This is a genomic window from Chitinimonas viridis, assembly GCF_030409555.1.
Taxonomy (GTDB): domain Bacteria; phylum Pseudomonadota; class Gammaproteobacteria; order Burkholderiales; family Chitinimonadaceae; genus Chitinimonas; species Chitinimonas viridis.
Window position 1 is genome coordinate 467867 of the sequence record NZ_JAUFPU010000004.1, and the last position, 17205, is coordinate 485071.

Consider the following 17205-nt stretch of genomic DNA (forward strand, 5'->3'; position numbering starts at 1 on the left):
TATGTCAGGCGGCTTGCATCAGAAGCTGGCGACAGACAGATACTGCGCCAAGCCATATAGATTACGGGTCGTCGGCGAATAGTTGAGCAAGGTCGCCTGATTGCCCAGCAGGTTCTGCAGCTGGGTCTGGCGTGCTCGCGCGACGAAAGGATTGCTATCTGTCGTATTCGCTGCGCGTAGCCCTTCTGTGCTGCGGCGCAACTGGCTGGTCACCGTGCTGTTCTCGGTCACCCCCTTCACCTCGCTGGCCACTTGCGACAGCAGGCTGGTCACACCATCGGCGTTGGCTTCAAAGGCGCGGTTGAACTTCTCCTCGTCCAGCTTGAATCGCCCTTCACCCGTACGTTCAACCCCTAGCTGCGACAGATTCAGCCGCTTCAGACCGCTACCGGATTCAGCGCTCCCCAGCGCCGTATCCAAGTCGTCAGCGATGCGGCGGGTCAAACCATCTGCCTGCAGATTGCCCGCCTGGCTATAAAAGCCATTCAGTGCGGCCACCAGCTTGCCGGCACTACGGCTGGCTTCGCTGGCATCACGGCTCAAGCTTATGCGCGCCGTTCCCGTGCCCTCTATATTCAAGGTCGCCCCACTCAGCGCCCGGCTAACCTGGTTGCTGGGACTGCTGATAGCCCGTCCATCCACCTTCAGTTCCGCATCCTGCGCCGCGCGAAGCTGGGTGAGATTGCGCCCCGCCCCTGCCTGCTCGACCGGATCAAACGCCAGCCGCGACAGCCCTTGGGTGCTATCCGTGCCATTCGCATCATTGTCGCGTACCCGGATACGGAAAGCCTGGTCCGTACCCGTATTCTGGCCGGTCAGCTCCAGCCTGGCGCTACTGTCTTCCTGCACCACCCTGGCGCTGATGCCCACACCGGCGCGATTGATGGCATTGGCTATACCATTGAGCGAACTGTCGAGCACGCCTATGGAGACCTGCGCCGTGGCCTGGTCGCCTTGGGTAAAGGTATTGGTGCTGCTGTTGAAGCGGCCAAAGTCAATATTGAGCGTACCCGTGCCCACCAGGGTGGAAGGATCAAACGCCTGGCTTTGCAGGCGCTGCGATTCAGCGGCCTGTGTCACCTCCACGGTCGCGGCACGCAAAGGGCCCGCTTTCTTATCCACATTGGCGCTGATCTGCCTGTTGTCGGAGCGCAGGCTTACACCAGCGACTTCATCATCGCTATCCAGCCCGCCTACGGCAGTCTTGAGGTTGGTCAGTGCCGATTGCAGGCGGCCATAGTCCGACAGTTTGACCTGGGTGGAACCGGGCAGGCGCAAGCCACCCACGCTGCTGCCAGCCCCATTGCCTGCAGCCGCGTTCAACCCCGTTGCTCGCCCAAGGCTTTGCAGACGCAGTGGATCGTTGGATACTAGGCCGTAAGCCCGGCTCAGGTTGCTGGCGATGTTGGTGAGATTCACGATAACCTCCACGCAGGCGCTATGGAAGCAGCACCTGCCCTCTTACTATACGCTTGATTTTACTAGTCTTAGGCACCGTTCTGCCAAGCGGTGCGGTATTACCCAAGGAGTCTCTGATGTGCCAGCTGATGGGCATGAACTGCAATGTGCCTACTGATATCTGCTTTTCATTTGAGGGTTTCCGCCGCCGTGGCGGTGAAACCGACCACCATGCCGACGGCTGGGGCATAGGCTTCTTCGAGGGTCGTGGCTGCCGCCTGTTCATAGACTGGCAGGCCTCCACCACCTCGCCCATTGCCGAGCTGGTGCGCAGCTACCCCATCAAGTCCACCAACGTGATATCGCATATCCGCAAGGCCACCGTGGGCAAGGTATCGCTGGCCAATACCCATCCCTTCCTGCGTGAATTGTGGGGGCAATACTGGCTATTCGCCCACAACGGCGACCTCAAGACCTTGCCCGCGCTCAGCGCCGAGCGCTTTCAGCCGGTGGGCGACACCGATAGCGAACATGCCTTCTGCTGGCTGCTCGAGCAGCTGTCTGCCCGATTCCCGGCCAAACCAGACGCAGCCACCTTGCAGGCCGCCCTGAGCCAGCTGGCCGCCGAGCTATCCCGCCACGGCACGCTCAATTTCCTGCTATCGAATGGCGAATGGCTGGCTGCCCACTGCGCCACCAATCTGCACTACATCGTCCGCAAGGCGCCATTCGGCCAGGCCCACCTGATAGACCAGGACATCAGCGTCGATTTCGATGCCCTGACCACCCCCAACGACCGCGTCGCCCTGATCGCCACCCAGCCGCTGACCGACAACGAGGCATGGACAAAAATGCAGACGGGTGAACTGGTCGTCTTTGTGGACGGCCAACCCACCCGCTAGGATGCTTCACGCTGCTTCATAAGCCGGGCCGAATGGCGCTTTACGACCTCTCCAATCATCCGGCCACACATTCTGGAGCAGATATGCAGATGAGGCTGCGTTGAACCCTTACGCCATCACCTCTAGCTTCTCAATATCCTTCCAATCCGCCGCACGGCCAAGCGCGTGCATGTACTTATCAAATGTGGTTACCACCTGATCAGAATTGGGTTGATCCAAGAGCCATACTGAATCACATTCGAAACACAGCGAAAAACGAAGCTCTGGCTTAGCTTTGAGTCGAACCCACCAAATGGCATCTTGCAGACAATAAGGACAGAGCTTCATGTTTAGATGGTTCTTAGCCTTCAAGAGCTTGAAACAACACGTTCCGCGCCATGTTATTTGGCATAGCCAAAATGGCAAGCACCCGGTTTTACCGGGTGCCAGCATCTCACTTATCCAAACGATACCGCTCGCCAGTTCCTCACTGGCACCCTACCAGACTCAGTCTATGGTGCACTCGAAGTCCTTTTGATCAGCCTGCTTCTCCAACACGGCCTCAGGCGGCTTGTTGGTGCCCTTGTCGGTGGCGATGGGCACGCCACTGCGCGGCGGCACGGTGATCGGTGGCGTGGTTAAGGTTCCCACATAACCGAACTCGCCGGTGCCGAACTCCTGTGATCCCCCCTGGTTCTGCACCACGATGCGGCCATCTGCCACGTCAACATACAGGCCATCCAACGGGATCTGCCCTTCGTTGCTGCGATACTCGTCGCACTGGCTTTCCTCCTTACGGCAGAACAGCACGCCATAGTTGGTGCCGCGTATGCCTATGGTCGCTGTCGGCGTTGCCATGCGGTAGTTCTCCAGACCATTACGCTTGCCTACCAACCCAGTCACCGCTCGCAAGCCCCCTTTGACCAGCCGGAAGAAGGCGTTGTCTTCCTGCGGCTTGGCCTGATCGAACTTGTAGTCATCGATCTTGAGCTGGGTATTGGGCCGCAGGGTCAACTCCCCGCCATCGCTGAACTTCAGCCTGGCATAGGTATTGGCCCCGGTGGAGAGCAGGTCACCCTTGTCCACGCTGGACTGCAAGCCCAGTATCTTGACGATACCATCCGCCTTGCGTGCACTCAGCACACCGGCCAGCTGCGTTACGGTACCCGCCTGGGCTGCGTAAGCAGGCACGGCGAGGGTGAACGAGACCAGAAGCGTCGCCAGCTTCAACATGGGGCTAGCACTTCTTGGTTTTCTTGTTCTTGTCATCGCCTTGTTCCTCATCAGTTTGCGTCTGGTCACCGCTCTGCTGCTCGTCTATCTTCTTCTGGGCATCGTCCTTGACGTCGCCCGCATTGTTCACCGTGGTATTGACCGAATTGATGGCATTGACCGTGTCATTCTGGGCGCTGTCATCCGTTGTTGGTGCCGAACTGCCCGGCACCAGGCCACCCGATGCATCGCGTACCACGGCATAGCCTACGCCGCTGTTGAACTTCAGCTGATCGGCAGGCACATCCACACCCATATCGATACGCCCACCCGCGTTGACTGTCAGCTGACCACCACGCACATTGATACGGCCTGGCGTGACCGAGCTGACTGCGCCAGTCGTCGCATTCACTGCCACCGCACCGGTCGGGCCGGCATCCAGCAGGCTCAGCGCGATATTGCCTTGTGCCGTGTACCCTATGCTGCCGCCGTTGGTGGAGGTGGTGGTGCCTGCTGCCATCAGCACATTGCCGGTCTGGGAATTCACCGTCACTGCCCCGTTGCCGCCCAGTACGATATTGGCGTTCTGGGCCACGCTGCCACCGGCATCCACCAGGCAACCGCCCGTGGTGCTCTGCAGGATGCCGTTGATGGTGATGTCATCGTTGCCCGTACCGGAGCCCGATTTGAGGGTAATTCCCGAACCGGCCGACACGCCACCAGCACCAATGGTGAGTGGGCTATGGGTAATCAGATCCACCGAGGTACCGGCCACGACCGGACCGGTGGTTGTCAGGCCGCCGTTCGATTCGATACGCACGCTGCCCGAACCTGCGGTAGCGCTCTGCACTTCCAGCGCAGTTGCATTCAGTACATCGATGGAGCTGCCAGCCTTGGCTTGCAGCACCTGCAGGCTGGTTTTAAGCGGCCCTATCATGCCACCCGCCGAGAAACTGGCAAGGCGGGCGCTGACGCTGTTGCCGCTGCCCGACCCCACGATATTGCCCGATGCCGTGGCAGTCAGGTCGCCGCTGGTCAACAGCCCCGCCAGGTCTATCACGCCCAGGCTGGCCAGCTTGATGCCCTTGCCTCCACCCGCTGTGCCTGCTGCCGTCAGGTTGCCGCCCGCCGTCAGTTCGATGGCGCCATCGGTGGTCGTCACCACGGCATTCAGGGCGTCTTTCTCGTTGATGAATACGCCGCCAGCACTGGTTACCTTCAGGTTGTTGGCTGCCACCCGCAGCGCCTCCGCGCTGGTTCCCACTCCGCCGGATGCCACTGACAGCTCGATATCGCCGCCTTTGACTTCGCCACTCAAGCCGCCAGCCAGGTTCAGTAGTACCGAACCGGAGCCCGCGTCGATCGAGGCCAGCAATCCGGTTGCATCAGCGGTCTTGAGCTGGATAGCGCCGCTACTGCTGCCCAGATTCGCACTCGCCAAACTGCCCAGACTATTGATGAAGACGCCGCCACTACCAGACTTGGCCGTGAGGTTACTGGTATTGACCGAGGCTGCGGCACCCGAACTACCTATGCCAGTAGCTGCGATCAACGTCAGCGTCGGCGCAGTGATGCTGACGCCGCTGGCGGTGGTAATGCTGCCGCCGCTGTCCAGTGTCAATGCGCCGCTGGAACTCAGATTGCCACCCAGATTGAAACTGCTGGCCGACTTGAGCGCCAGTTCCGCCGCCTCCAGGCTCACGCCAGCCGGCGTGTTCAGGTTGCCGCCACTGGCCAGCGAGAGCTTGGCCAGCGAACCGCTCAGGGCGCTGACAGTGAGGTCGCCGCTGGCCGTGGCCAGCGACAGGCTGCGATTGCTGCCCCCCACCGTCGCGCCAACGGTACTAGCACCGCCACTGGCAAAATCGATATCGCCATTGGTGGTGGTCAGTTGTGCCGTGGTGCCATCTGCTTCATTGGCAAAGATGCTGCCGCCACTGAGCAGGGTCAGGTTGTTGGATGCCAGTTGCAGGCGCTGCCCGGCATTGCCTATCGAACCCGCCGATTGGACATGCACATCGCTGCCCGCCAAGCTGCCGGTCATATCACCGGCCACGCTCAGGCGCACATTGCCCGAACCGGCATTCACCGCCGCATTCAGCGGCGAAGTACCCACGCTATTGATATAGATACCGGCGCCACTACCGCTGGTAGAGGCCAGCAGGTTGCTGGTGTTGACGTTGGCACTGCCGCCTTCGGTGCCTATGCCGCCTACGGCGCGCAAGGTCAGTGTCGGGGCCGAAATGGTGGCGCCCGCCGCGGTCGTGATCACGCCACCGCTATCGAGCGAGAGCGCCGTATTGGCAGTCAGGTTGCCGCCCAAGTTGAAGCTGTCTACCGATTTCAGGCTCAAATCCGCCGCAGACAGATTGACACCTGAACTGGTGATCAGGCTACCCGCCGATGCCAGCGTCAGCTTGTTGGCCACATCGCTGAGGCCCGCTACTGTCAGGTTGCCGCTGGTGGTTGTCAGCGACACATTACGGCCGGCACCGCCGGTCGATGCTGTCACACTGGCCGCCCCCCCGCTGGTGAAGCTGATATCGCCATTGTTGGTGGTCAGTACGGCCGAATCTACGCCATCGGCCTCGGCAATGTAGATGCCCGAGCCGCTACCCGTGGTGGTGGCCTTCAGCAGGCTGCTGGCATTCACCCTGACAGGCCCGCCGTCAGCGCCTATGCTGCCTGCCGCCATCAGCGTAATGCTGCCACCGCTGGCACTGGCCAGGTTCAGGGCGCCTGCGCTGTTGACCAGCACGTCTCCGGTGCCGGTCAGGCTGCTGAAGGACAAGTCGCCCGCACCGGTGATATTGATGCCGCCACCCGAGCTGGTTGCGCTTAGCGAGGCCGGCCCTTGCGCGTTGTAGACGATATCGCCAGCCGCATTCAGGGTTGCCTGGCCCGCATTGGAGGCCGCATAGATACCGGCACCCGCACCGGTGGTCACCAAGGTCAGATTGTTGGCTGTAATACCCAAGGGTGCACTGGACGACCCCAGGCTGCTGGCCGATGTCAGGGAGATCAGACCGCCGGTTATGGCAGACAGGCCGGTAATGCCGCCACCACTGTTCACAATGATATCGGTGGCCGTAAGGCCATTGAGGCTCACACCGGCGCCCGCCTTGATGTCGACCACATTGGCGCTGACCATCGCACCTGCGTTGAAGCTACCTGTTATATCCGTACCCAGGCGGCCTGACAGGGAGATACCTGTCGGCAGATTGACGTTATTACCGGTCAGCAGCAGGTTGTTGGTAAACAGACTGGCTGCCAGGCCAGTGCTGAGGGTGAGATCGCCAGTGGGCTGGAAGGGCGACAGCGTCAACGACGACAGTGGCGAGGCCGATGTACCCAGCGACTGGCCGCCAAAGACGATATTGTCCGCCGCCACGGTGGCACTGCCTATGCTCAGTGCCGGCGCCGAGCTCATATTGAAGGTGCCGGCCTTGACGTTCAGATTATTGACAAACACCGACGAGCCATTAAAGGCAACCGAGCCAGCAGACCCCGCTTCCAGCGTCAACCCGCTCAGGTTGTAACTGTAGTTGCTCAGCGACACACTACCGCCGCTGGACTTGAGAGCAAGCTCATTCCCAGTGATGCCGGCACTGGCGTTGATGTTGTTCAGTGCCGAAACAAACAGGTTGCCGATATTGAAGGACGAGGTTTCGCCACCTGCGAACAGGCTCAGGTTGCCGGAGCCTTGCATATCCAAGGCTATGGTACTGATGGTGTCCGATCCCGAGCCGATATAAACCGACATGCCACCGCCGCTGGTCAGCTTCAGCGGGGCGCTCTTGGAGCCCACTGCTCCCGTACCACCCATGCTTTGCAGATAGAGGTTGCTGGCGGACACCATGCCCGAGGCGCCAGCCTGCACTGCCGCGTTGCCGGACTTCAGGTTCACGCTCGTGGTGCCTGCTACCAAGGCATTAATGTCGATGCCGCCGCCACCATCCAGGCTCAAGCCACTGGCCGCAGTGACGTTGCTGTTAACTGTCAGCTTGCCATCACTAACCAGATCGACAAACCCGCCCCCATTCACTACACCATTGACTGTCAGCGGGCCTACGCTCTTAATAGTGATGTTGTTGGGGCCGGTAACGGCATTGGCGCCGAAGTTGGTCAGCGCCATCGCAGTATTGTTGTTTACATTCAACGAACTGGCGCCACTGCAGCTGCCTTGGCAAACCGCCGCGCTCAACTCGGCAATCTCGTTGACCGAGCCACTGCCATTGAGCAGGATATTGCCTGTCCCCGAGGCATTCTCCGAGGTCACGATCAGGTGCTTGGCTTTGACATGCGAGCCAGCCACCTGCGTAATGTCGCCGAACTTGGAGTTGAGCTTGACCGTGCCCCCCGCCCAGCCTATGCCGACACTACCCACCTTTAAACCCTGATTGATACCGGCAGTCTCGGTAACATCGAGGGTCAGGCCGTTATAGCTACCATCGTGGGCAGCATTGATCTCGGTCTGGGTGGTCTTGCCATCCAGGCCGCCTATGGTGACATTGCCCTTGGCAGCAATAATGAAAAGGGCATCGGTATCCACCCGCGTGTTGGCGCCGGAATTGAATCCTCCCGTACCCACATGCAGATTCACGGTCGGCGCCATTACGGTCGCCGTACCGGTCATGCTGGCCGTGCCATTCAGTGACTTGAGTTCTACCGTGCTATCGCTATCAAGCGAGCCATCCAGAGTGATATGACGGCTGGCGTCAATTTTCAGCAGGCCCACAGCGTCCACCAAGCCGCCAGAGCCCAGGTACACATCCCGCCCCATCAGGGTTACCGCGCCGCTGCTGGCAGTGATATTAGCGCCCGAAGCAATCGAGATGTCATTGGTCGCCTGCAACAGTACCGAGGTGGAACTATTGATGGTGCCGAGGTGGAAAATTCCGTTGCCCGCAATCAGGTCTACCGGGCCACCGTTGGTCGTGATGGTGGCACCCGAACCCACCAAGATATCGTGATCGGCATCCAGCACCACACTGCCCAGATCGCTGAGTATGCTAACGCCGCTTAACACCTCGATATCGTTGTTAGCTTGCAGCGTCAGGCCGAAATCACTCTCGACATCCTCGGCAACCGTGATGTTGTTGTTCGATTGCAGTGTAACCATCGCCGACGCACCCTGGATATTGATCAGGGAGGCGGAGATATAGGAGTGATCGGCGTGCTCGGCGTAGCTAAAGGTGTTGTCCAGCAAGGTACCGCCGCTGCTACCATCCACGCACACCGTCGGCAGACACACGCCAGGTGCGGAGCCTATCCACAGGTCGGTTGGATCCAGCAGCAGCTGCCCCACCTTGCCATGGGTCGATGAGAGATCCACCACCGAGCGCAGGTCGAGGTGGCCCTTGCTCGAAATCTCGGTAAAGCCACCGTCACCACCCAACTGCCCACCACGGGCGCTCAGGTTGCCTTGCACACGGGTCGCCAGGTCAGACCAGACTATCAGCCGGCCACCCATGCCATTGCCAGTGGCGTTGGCACTCACCGTCGCCCCTTCGGCGATAGCGGTAACCTGCGCATTCTGTACGTCGGGGTTCTTGCCCTGGAAGTCACCACCAATACGTATCTGGCCACCGCCGTCACGCCCATCGGCCACCAAGGTCGCACCGTTGAACACGCCCACGCGCTTGCCCAGCAAGGTCGCCTGCCCGCCCACACCCGCCGTGTTGGAGACATCCACCACACCACTTACCAGGGTATCGCCCGCACTGGTCTGTGCCAGCACTTGCCCCCCCTTGGCCTCGGTGCGGCTACCGGCAGCCAGGTTCAATGCGTCGGTGGCCTTGAAGACGATCTTGCCGCCCTCGCCCACTTCGGCACGGTTGGCGCTGACCACGCCCTGCTGCATGATGGCCGCAGCAAAGATGCCTATACGGCCTTGCTCGGCAATCAGTTGCCCCACATTGACCACTTGGCCGGCAGGTGCATGCACCTTCACGCGCAGGCTGGTATCAACACCATCGACCAACTCCACACTGCGGCCAGCCGAAAGCAATATCTCGCCCTTGGGCGAGACGATGACACCGCTGTTTTCGACATTGGGTGCAATCAGGTAGACAAAGCCGCCCGACGGCGTGGTGATATTGGCGGCATTGCTGATATTGCCTGTGGCCGCACCTTCAAACTTGAGCTTGCCGGCCCTGAAATCGTCGTCGCTAATATTGAGCGTCGAGGCCACCAGGCCCGCCGTATCAATCTGCGCCCCCTGGCCGAACACAATCCCGTTCGGGTTAATCAGGAACACCCGCCCATTCGATTGCAGCTGCCCCAGTATCTGCGAAGGATCCTGCCCGGTGATCCGGTTCAGCACCGCGCTATTGGCGTTCTGCTGCACGAAGCGGGTCAGTTCGTCCTGATTGATGGAGAACGACTGCCAGTTGATCACCGTACCCGGCGTATTGGTCACGATCAGGCTGTTGCCTTGCTGGTTGAACGTGGCACCACCGGACACCACCGTACCACCGGTAGGGTTGGCAGCGACCAGCGGCGCATAGCAGGCCAGCGTGGCAACAAACAGGGATTTCATGGCAAAACCGGGCTGCTGCGAGATACTCATGGTGACTCCTTCCGCTCGACGCGGAGGCGGTTTAACCGCCATATTTATCCAGTTACTGCGACACGCAAACGTGCCGGCTCAATATGAAACAATCGCCGAGACATGGGCCTTGGTATCGCCCTTCTTTTTAGGCTGTCCATCCTGCTGCCCTTCCTTCAGGGTCTGCGCGATATCCAGCTTGATTGATGCACGCTTCCCCCAGCCCAACCGTAAGCCTATACCCGCCCCCGCCAGCTCGGTGCTGTCGATCTCGCCCAGCGCCACGTCATTCCGGGTAATCCGCCCCCAGTCCAAAAACACCAGGCCACGCAAGGTCATGCTTTCCCAGCCCCAGCGCTTGGCAAAATCCGGTGTATAGGCCTCCAGGGTCAGGTTCACCCCCTCATCATTGGCGAATTCCCGCTCGTCATAGCCACGCACGCTATTGGCACCGCCCAGGCCAAACTGCTCGCCTGGCGCAAGCGCATCGGGCGTCAGCTGTGCATTCATGCCCACATGGGCCGTCCATTCGGCAGGCAGGCTGATATAGGCATTCCCGCCCAGGCGCGCAATCGTGTATTCGGTGGTAGCCGTCAGCCGGCCCGACTTGGATAGTCCGGCACCTGTCTGGCCCAATTCATCGCCACCCGGCAAGTTGCGTGACAGGCCAGCGCTCCAGTCATAGCTGGACTTGGCATTTTGCCATTGCCCCTGATAGGCAAGGCTAACCGGTTGCACCGTATAGCGGTTGGAACCCACGGTATTACCGCCACCGAAGGTAGAGCGGGTATTGAAGCGGCGCCAATCCAGGCCCCACTGCAGCTTGTGCTGCAACGCCCCTTCGGCCGGCAGGCCCTGGGTATAGCGGGCGCCAAACACGGTGCCCTTACCGGTGACATTGAACAACCCGGCCAAGGCCGCCGATTCCACATTGGAATAACCACCAAACAGGCTCAGGCTATCGCCCCAGCCATAGAACGGCACGCGGTAGCCTATGCCGAATATCTTGACCTTGTCCGCCTCGCTGGGCGAGGTGGTGAACTGCGTGGTCAGGACATGATCGAGATCGAACAGATTGGAGTGCTGGTAGCCCAGCGACAACCGCGCCTCCCCGGTCTCCTTGGAGCCGGTGTTGTCCGCCTGGGCAAACACCCGCCATGGCCGCTCATCGGCCACCTTGACGCTGGCATCCACCGTTTGCGGCGTCTCCCCCGCCTGCAGGGTTACGGTAAGGCGGCGGGCGGGGCTCTCGTTGGCAAGACGCAAGCTATCGGTCACTGAACCGGTATTGGGTACGTCGCCCTCGCGCAGTGCTGGCAGCGCCCGGCGGATATTGCCCTCGCCGTAGTACTGATTGCCCTCGATACGAACCTTGCCCAGCTTGGGCTCGACCACCTTGAACACAATGGTGCCCTGGTTCATTTCCTGTTCTGGCAGATAAACCTGCAAGGCCCCATACCCGGCCTTGCGGTACAAGGTCTCCAGCGCCTCCAGTGCGCGTTGCACATCGGCAAAATCGCGCCCCTGCCCGGCAAAGGGCGCCAGAGTGGCCTGGATACGCGCATCCGGCAGCACGGTATTCCCCTCCACCTTGTACTGGTTGATCGAGAACCTGAGCGTTTCTTCTGCGGCGGCTACCGTAGTGCATGCCAGCAGTAAAGCGGCTAAGTGCGATTTCATTCTGACCCCGGGCAAGATTGATGCGGTCTTACTTTAGACGGCATGAACCGCAAGCGCCAGCGCGATTCAGCGCTGGCGGCCTACCCGGCGGATAGCTGCAACACTATCGCGGCCGGTAATCGGTTCACGAGTAATTATTACGGCAAGTATGCTGGCATTACTGCACAGTTGCTGGATTGTGCCCTCGCCACCTGTCATCCCCCTCATACCAACAGGAAGCCCGCAACGGTACTACCGTCACCCCGCCACTACCTCATCATAGGAGGCGCTGAGAAAATCACAGCCTATCAAATACCGGCCGCATGTCGGCATGAAGGGTATCAGGCACCCTCCGCCGTATCGCAGCCACGGCCACAAACAGGCAAGTGATAGCTATAGTGGCCTGGCCTGCTAGAAACCGCCCACCATGGACATGGACTGCAGCAACTGCATGCCTTGCTCCGAGACATAGTGGCGGAAATTGAACTGCTTGAGCTGCCTGAGCACCGTGCTCGGATCAAACTTGCCCGACGATATCTGGTCGCGGATGCGCTTGAAGCGCCCGCACTCCAGCAGCAAAGCCTGCCGCCGTTTGATTACCAGCTGTGCGTGGTGCTTCTCGATGATGACCGAGAGCTGCAGCCAGATCAGCAAGCCGCCCGCCGCCCACCACCACTCGGCAAACAGGGCAATGATGCAAAGCAGGACCAGCAGCAGATACCACACCAGATCTGCATGGGGAAAATCCGGCGCCCAGTTCCCCAGCTTGGGCCAGTTGAGCTTGAGCTGGCTGATGATGCGCTCGCGGTCGTTGGCATCACGCTTGAGCCGCGCCCAAATGGCATCGAACTCCAGCGCGATATACCACTTGTCGAACAGCTTGGATTGCAACCAGCCCGCCGCGCGGTAGTTCTCAATCTTGCTATTGAGCAGTTGCCGATACGCATCACTGGCCAGCGGCGGCAGCAGCTCCCACTCCGGGTGGGCCAGTTGGCGGCGCACGATCAACGGAAAACCCAACACTTCCGTCAACTGCGCCCGCCGTACGCCGATTGCATTCCGATCAAGCCTATCATCCATCTTGTCAAGGTTGGCGTACTCCTCGACCAAGGTATCCAGCTTCTCCAGCGGCGGGGATACCAGCGGATTCTTGGCCAGGGTGCGGCGCTGATTCTCCACTTCCTCCAAAATACCCGGCACAAGGTACTGCGCCTCAATCGGCCAAGGCATGCGCAGGCAGTTCTCTACCTTGAAGAACACCTCTTCATAGTGAGACGCAAACGCCCGCTTGTACTCCTCTTGCGCTTGCGCATCCTTGTCGCGCTCGCCGGTATTCAGGGGGGGCGATGGTGGCCGCCGCTGCAAGTCCAGCCGCAGGTTGTTCACCATCTGGGCAAACTCCGGCGCCACGCCTACCCGTGCAAACATGGGCGCCAGTTCCTTATAGCGCTGGCGTAGCTCTTCCAGCTCTTTCCAGATATCCCACTGCGGTTTCTTGTTCTCGGCCATCTCGACGCGGCGTCCCTAGGCTGGCAGGCGGTTATGCAATGCGGCAGGCTTCCTCAAAGGCCAGGCGTGGGTTGCGCGGAAACAAGCCTTCCGGCACGCCATAACCCAGATTGATAAGGAAATTGGACTTTACCGTGGTACCCGCAAAGAACGCCTCATCCACCTTGGCATTATCAAAGCCAGACATAGGGCCGCAATCCAACCCCAGCGCCCGCGCCGCCAGCATCAAATAAGCGCCCTGCAATGTGCCGTTGCGAAAGGCCGTGGTCTGGATGACCGCATCATTGCCGGCAAACCAGCTACGGGCATCGGTATGCGGGAACAGCTTGGGCAATTGTTCGTAGAAGGCCAGATCGTGCCCCACAATCACACAGACTGGCGCCTTCAGCGTCTTTTCCAGATTGCCTTCGGACAAAGCAGGCCGCAGCTTCTGTTTAGCCTCGGCAGACTTCACAAAGACAAAGCGGGCCGGCGATGCATTGGCGCTGGTCGCCCCCCACTTGAGCAAGTCATACAACGCCATCAGCGTCGCATCGTCAACTTCGCGCTCGGCAAAAGCATTGTAGGTACGCGCTTCTCGGAACAGTTGGTCGAGAGCTTGAGGGTCGAGCGTGGCTTTCATGTAGGGCAATTCAAAAAGTGATACAGACCGGGCCTAGCATAGCCGTCCGGCAGGTGGAATGCCAGTTCCAGCCCTGGCCCGACACAAAAACAAACGCCCCGGCTAAGCCAGGGCGTTCTTGTTTGCACTGCTACGCATCAGGGATGCGGACAAGCCAAGCCCCGCCTCAGCAGGGCCTCGCCAGCACGACTTAGTCGCGCTCACCACCCAGTGCAGTCAGCAAGCTGAGCAAGTTCACAAAGATGTTGTACACATTCAGGTACAGCGACAGCGTGGCCGTGATGTAGTTGGTCTCGCCACCGTTCACGATGCGGCTCACATCAAACAGAATATAAGCCGAGAAGATCAGGATCACCGCAGCCGAAATCGCCAGCGACAGCGCCGGCAGCTGGAAATAGATATTGGCCAGCGAAGCCACTATCGCCAGTATCAGGCCCACGAACAGGAACTTGCCCATGAACGAGAAATCACGCTTGGTCACGGTCGCCAGTGTGGCCAACGAGAAGAAGATCACCCCCGTGCCACCCGCCGCCATGGCGATCAACTGGGCGCCATTGCTGAACTGCATGGCAAACTGCAGGTACTGCGACATCCACAGGCCCATGAAGCCGGTGTAGGCCAGCAGCAGCACTACGCCCATGGCGCTGTGCTTGGTCTTTTCGATAGCGAAGAAGGCGCCAAAGCTCACGCCCAGAAACAGTATCAAGCCCATCCAGCCGCGCAACATGAACTGCATCTCCATGCCCAACCAAGCGCCCAGCGCAGTCGGAATCATGGACAAGGCCAGTAAGGAATAAGTATTGCGCAGTACCTTGTTCTGGGCGGCGCTGTCTACGCCCTGCCCCAGACCACCGGCTGTCGTTTGCCATTGCGATTGCATGATGCTGACTCCTCAAACGGGATTGAAACCAAGATGTGACTCAGATTGCGCCGCAGCAGCAAAGTTTCAAGTCACGCAAACGCTACTGTAGCCAAAATCCCCCGCTTGCGGTAGCATCTGCGCCCGCTTTGTACAAAGATTGCAGGCCCGCCCTCAGCGGCCTTACCCGCGCTGCCGATAAGCTTGGCAGGCAACAGTCGAATCCAACAGCAAAGCAAAGGAAGCGTGGCCGAGTGGTTTAAGGCAGCGGTCTTGAAAACCGCCGTAGGTGTGAGCCTACCGTGAGTTCGAATCTCACCGCTTCCGCCAGAATTTCGCAAGCCCTTGATCTAGTTTGTGACGGGAACCATAAAGTTGCCGCTGCGGTAAGTATATGCTTCCACTTTGCCGTATTTTCTTACAAGTCCCGTAAGAAATGGCACTCCAGTCGCTCTTCCCTTCCGGCCCACGTCAGCTTGTAAGCTAGGCCACTCAATGGTTTCAGCGACTCTCCCCCTGAGCATCGCCCTTGCGGGTGTATGCCATTGAACTGGCAACTTTATGCTTCGTTTTTCGCATAACGGCAACTTTATGGTTCCCGCTTTTCGCGTGTGGAACCATAAAGTTGCCGCTTTTCGTGCGAAGTGGAAGCATATGGGAAGCATAAAGTTGCCATTCCACTAATAACTCAGCAGCCCGTCCGAAAGCCGCACCCAAGTTCCGTCACCTCGTGACTAAATCATCGCTAAACATGACTCGCGCTACGCTCATCGAAATTGACCTTCACTCAGTCGCCACCGCCAACGAGCTGCACCAGTTGCTCATGGAGTCCTTGGATTTCCCAGGTTGGTACGGCTGCAACTGGGATGCCTTGTGGGATGCAATAACTGGATTAGTAGAGATGCCTGAGGCCTTGCGCCTAGTCGGATGGGCCGCCTTTGAGACGCGAATGCCAGATGAGGCTAAGTTGATGCGCGAGTGCTTGGACGAAATGGCTGCGCAATTTCCATCATTAGCCCCAAAGGTTGATTATCTTTCTGCCGGTGACTGGCACTCAATCTATCCAAGCTCGTGCAGCTGAGCTAAGGAGGGCATCATGATGGCTTGGGGCCTTGAAGGCTAGATCACCGACACTGGAGCGTACATCCTCGACAAACGACTGCCAAATCCGGCAGCCCTCTCACCTATCGAAGATCACTGGTCGGCAATTTCGCTACGTACACGCCTATATGCGGCCCGCAACCGAGGGTTCTGCAGCGACAGCCGAAGGTGGCGTAGCCGCTCCGTCACACGGCGAATACTTGGCCGCTGACCGTCAGCTGCTATCCCCAGCGCAACCACTTGGACCGTCCGAACACGCTCCGACCACCGGCGATTCGATTGTGCATGCCGATGAGCCCGATGCTTCTCGCTTAACTTGGCCATGGTGGCACGATGCCGATAACGCAGTTGGGAAACGGTAACGCCGACCTTCGCAGCAGCAGCCGCTGCGGAAGGAGGCGAGTCGGTGCCAGCCATGAGCAGACCTAGTTCAGCCTCAGTATTGTGCTGCGCGATGGCCGACGCTGCTTCCCGGCGCTTGATAGCCACACTCGCGAGAACCGGCATGATCGGCGGCTGCTTGCCACCGCATTCGCCCAGCAACTCGCGAACGCTCAGGCCGGTGGCGTCACACAACTGCAGCAGCTGCGGAAACACCGGGCGCTGCTTCTTCGCCACCCAGGTGCTCACGCTGGTCTTCGTGAAACCCAGCCTCAGCGACAACGCTCGTTTCCCGCCTTCCGTCCAGGCATCGGCAAGCGCGGAAAGCCGACGGCACAAGTTTGCATGTGTCGCCCATGTCTCGGCATCGGTGGCATAGTCCAGCATGTTCTCGATCAGCATTGCGCGTAGCAATTGCCGCTCCGTTGGCACCTCGTCTGCGCCTTGGTGGACAAGCTCGCTGCCGAGGTAGCCGCGGCATTGCGTGCAGCGATGCTGGTCAGGGTAGTCCGGTACCGCATGCTGGGCACGTCCGCACCACGGACATGCGCTCGCCAGCCGCCTTCTGTGCCGAGGGCATGCTTGGTAACAGTCCAGTGACCAGGCCAGCAGGAAATGGCTGTCCTCACGTGCCTGCCGCTGCGACACCAGGCATTCTGGGCACCATTGCGCTCGCTCTGCCACCAGCCCGAAACCAACTGCAGGTACGACGCCCGCCCACGGCAGCATGGTCAAATGCGCTAGACCATCGCGCCCTGTTAAAGCCTGCAGGGCATGAACAAAGGCGCAGGCATATTTGCCCACGCCTGCCATCGTCCGCGCCTGGTCGGCGTAGAACCTGCCGCATGCAGGCCCGCCGCCGAGATCTGCCAGCGGCAAAATCTCGGTGCGGATCAACTGGCGCGGACTCATCGAATGCGCTCGCGCCAAGCGCACCAAGTAAGACAGCAGGCTTTCACCTGCGGCCGTACCCACAGCAATGGGCGCCAGCGAAAACAACCTGGTTGGTAAATCACCACTGGCGCCGCTCACG

The 17205-nt window shown here is 59.8% G+C and carries 10 protein-coding genes and 1 tRNA gene; 3 read left to right on the forward strand and 8 right to left on the reverse strand.

The annotated features are described in order from the left end of the window. Positions 1 to 18 precede the first annotated feature (18 nt). The gene (gene fliD, locus QWZ03_RS06340; RefSeq protein ID WP_290331943.1) at positions 19 to 1419 is read right to left on the reverse strand and encodes a flagellar filament capping protein FliD; all 1401 of its coding nucleotides are present in this window, start codon (positions 1417 to 1419) and stop codon (positions 19 to 21) included. A gap of 116 nt (positions 1420 to 1535) precedes the next feature. On the opposite strand from fliD, the gene QWZ03_RS06345 reads away from it, so the two are divergent. Further along, positions 1536 to 2300: a class II glutamine amidotransferase gene (locus QWZ03_RS06345; protein ID WP_290331944.1), complete on the forward strand. Its 765-nt coding sequence runs from the start codon at positions 1536 to 1538 to the stop codon at positions 2298 to 2300. A gap of 486 nt (positions 2301 to 2786) precedes the next feature. Here the strand turns inward: QWZ03_RS06345 and QWZ03_RS06350 are convergent, their stop codons facing one another. The 6 genes from QWZ03_RS06350 to QWZ03_RS06375 all read right to left on the reverse strand — a co-directional run bounded on the left by QWZ03_RS06350 (position 2787) and on the right by QWZ03_RS06375 (position 14711). Further along, on the reverse strand, positions 2787 to 3512 hold the full coding sequence (locus tag QWZ03_RS06350) for a FecR family protein (protein WP_290331945.1): 726 nt from the start codon (positions 3510 to 3512) through the stop codon (positions 2787 to 2789). A gap of 4 nt (positions 3513 to 3516) precedes the next feature. Then, complete coding sequence (locus QWZ03_RS06355; protein WP_290331946.1) at positions 3517 to 10062, reverse strand: two-partner secretion domain-containing protein; 6546 nt, start codon at positions 10060 to 10062, stop codon at positions 3517 to 3519. Positions 10063 to 10140: 78 nt separating this feature from the next. Then, positions 10141 to 11721: a ShlB/FhaC/HecB family hemolysin secretion/activation protein gene (locus QWZ03_RS06360; protein WP_290331947.1), complete on the reverse strand. Its 1581-nt coding sequence runs from the start codon at positions 11719 to 11721 to the stop codon at positions 10141 to 10143. Between the two features lie 390 nt (positions 11722 to 12111). Continuing rightward, positions 12112 to 13209, reverse strand: a complete 1098-nt coding sequence (locus tag QWZ03_RS06365) for a hypothetical protein (protein ID WP_290331948.1) — start codon at positions 13207 to 13209, stop codon at positions 12112 to 12114. A gap of 31 nt (positions 13210 to 13240) precedes the next feature. Next, on the reverse strand, positions 13241 to 13831 hold the full coding sequence (locus QWZ03_RS06370) for a malonic semialdehyde reductase (protein WP_290331949.1): 591 nt from the start codon (positions 13829 to 13831) through the stop codon (positions 13241 to 13243). Positions 13832 to 14021: 190 nt separating this feature from the next. After that, the gene (locus QWZ03_RS06375; protein ID WP_290331950.1) at positions 14022 to 14711 is read right to left on the reverse strand and encodes a Bax inhibitor-1/YccA family protein; all 690 of its coding nucleotides are present in this window, start codon (positions 14709 to 14711) and stop codon (positions 14022 to 14024) included. Between the two features lie 219 nt (positions 14712 to 14930). Here QWZ03_RS06375 and QWZ03_RS06380 point away from each other — a divergent pair. Together QWZ03_RS06380 and QWZ03_RS20975 are read left to right on the forward strand one after the other, a co-directional pair. Further along, positions 14931 to 15020 (forward strand) — tRNA-Ser (locus QWZ03_RS06380). A gap of 421 nt (positions 15021 to 15441) precedes the next feature. Further along, positions 15442 to 15771, forward strand: a complete 330-nt coding sequence (locus tag QWZ03_RS20975) for a barstar family protein (protein ID WP_290331951.1) — start codon at positions 15442 to 15444, stop codon at positions 15769 to 15771. Positions 15772 to 15884: 113 nt separating this feature from the next. Here the strand turns inward: QWZ03_RS20975 and QWZ03_RS06390 are convergent, their stop codons facing one another. After that, positions 15885 to 17204, reverse strand: coding sequence for a TniQ family protein (locus QWZ03_RS06390; protein ID WP_290331952.1), 1320 nt, complete (start codon positions 17202 to 17204; stop codon positions 15885 to 15887). Position 17205: the final 1 nt, after the last annotated feature.

Bases quoted from the DNA above. Each gene is read 5' to 3' on its own strand.
- QWZ03_RS06375 (WP_290331950.1), bottom strand. From the start codon at position 14,711: ATGCAATCGCAATGGCAAACGACAGCCGGTGGTCTGGGGCAGGGCGTA.
- QWZ03_RS06355 (WP_290331946.1), bottom strand. From the start codon at position 10,062: ATGAGTATCTCGCAGCAGCCCGGTTTTGCCATGAAATCCCTGTTTGTT.
- QWZ03_RS06360 (WP_290331947.1), bottom strand. From the start codon at position 11,721: ATGAAATCGCACTTAGCCGCTTTACTGCTGGCATGCACTACGGTAGCC.
- QWZ03_RS06345 (WP_290331944.1), top strand. From the start codon at position 1,536: ATGTGCCAGCTGATGGGCATGAACTGCAATGTGCCTACTGATATCTGC.
- QWZ03_RS06350 (WP_290331945.1), bottom strand. From the start codon at position 3,512: ATGTTGAAGCTGGCGACGCTTCTGGTCTCGTTCACCCTCGCCGTGCCT.
- QWZ03_RS06370 (WP_290331949.1), bottom strand. From the start codon at position 13,831: ATGAAAGCCACGCTCGACCCTCAAGCTCTCGACCAACTGTTCCGAGAA.
- QWZ03_RS20975 (WP_290331951.1), top strand. From the start codon at position 15,442: ATGACTCGCGCTACGCTCATCGAAATTGACCTTCACTCAGTCGCCACC.
- QWZ03_RS06365 (WP_290331948.1), bottom strand. From the start codon at position 13,209: ATGGCCGAGAACAAGAAACCGCAGTGGGATATCTGGAAAGAGCTGGAA.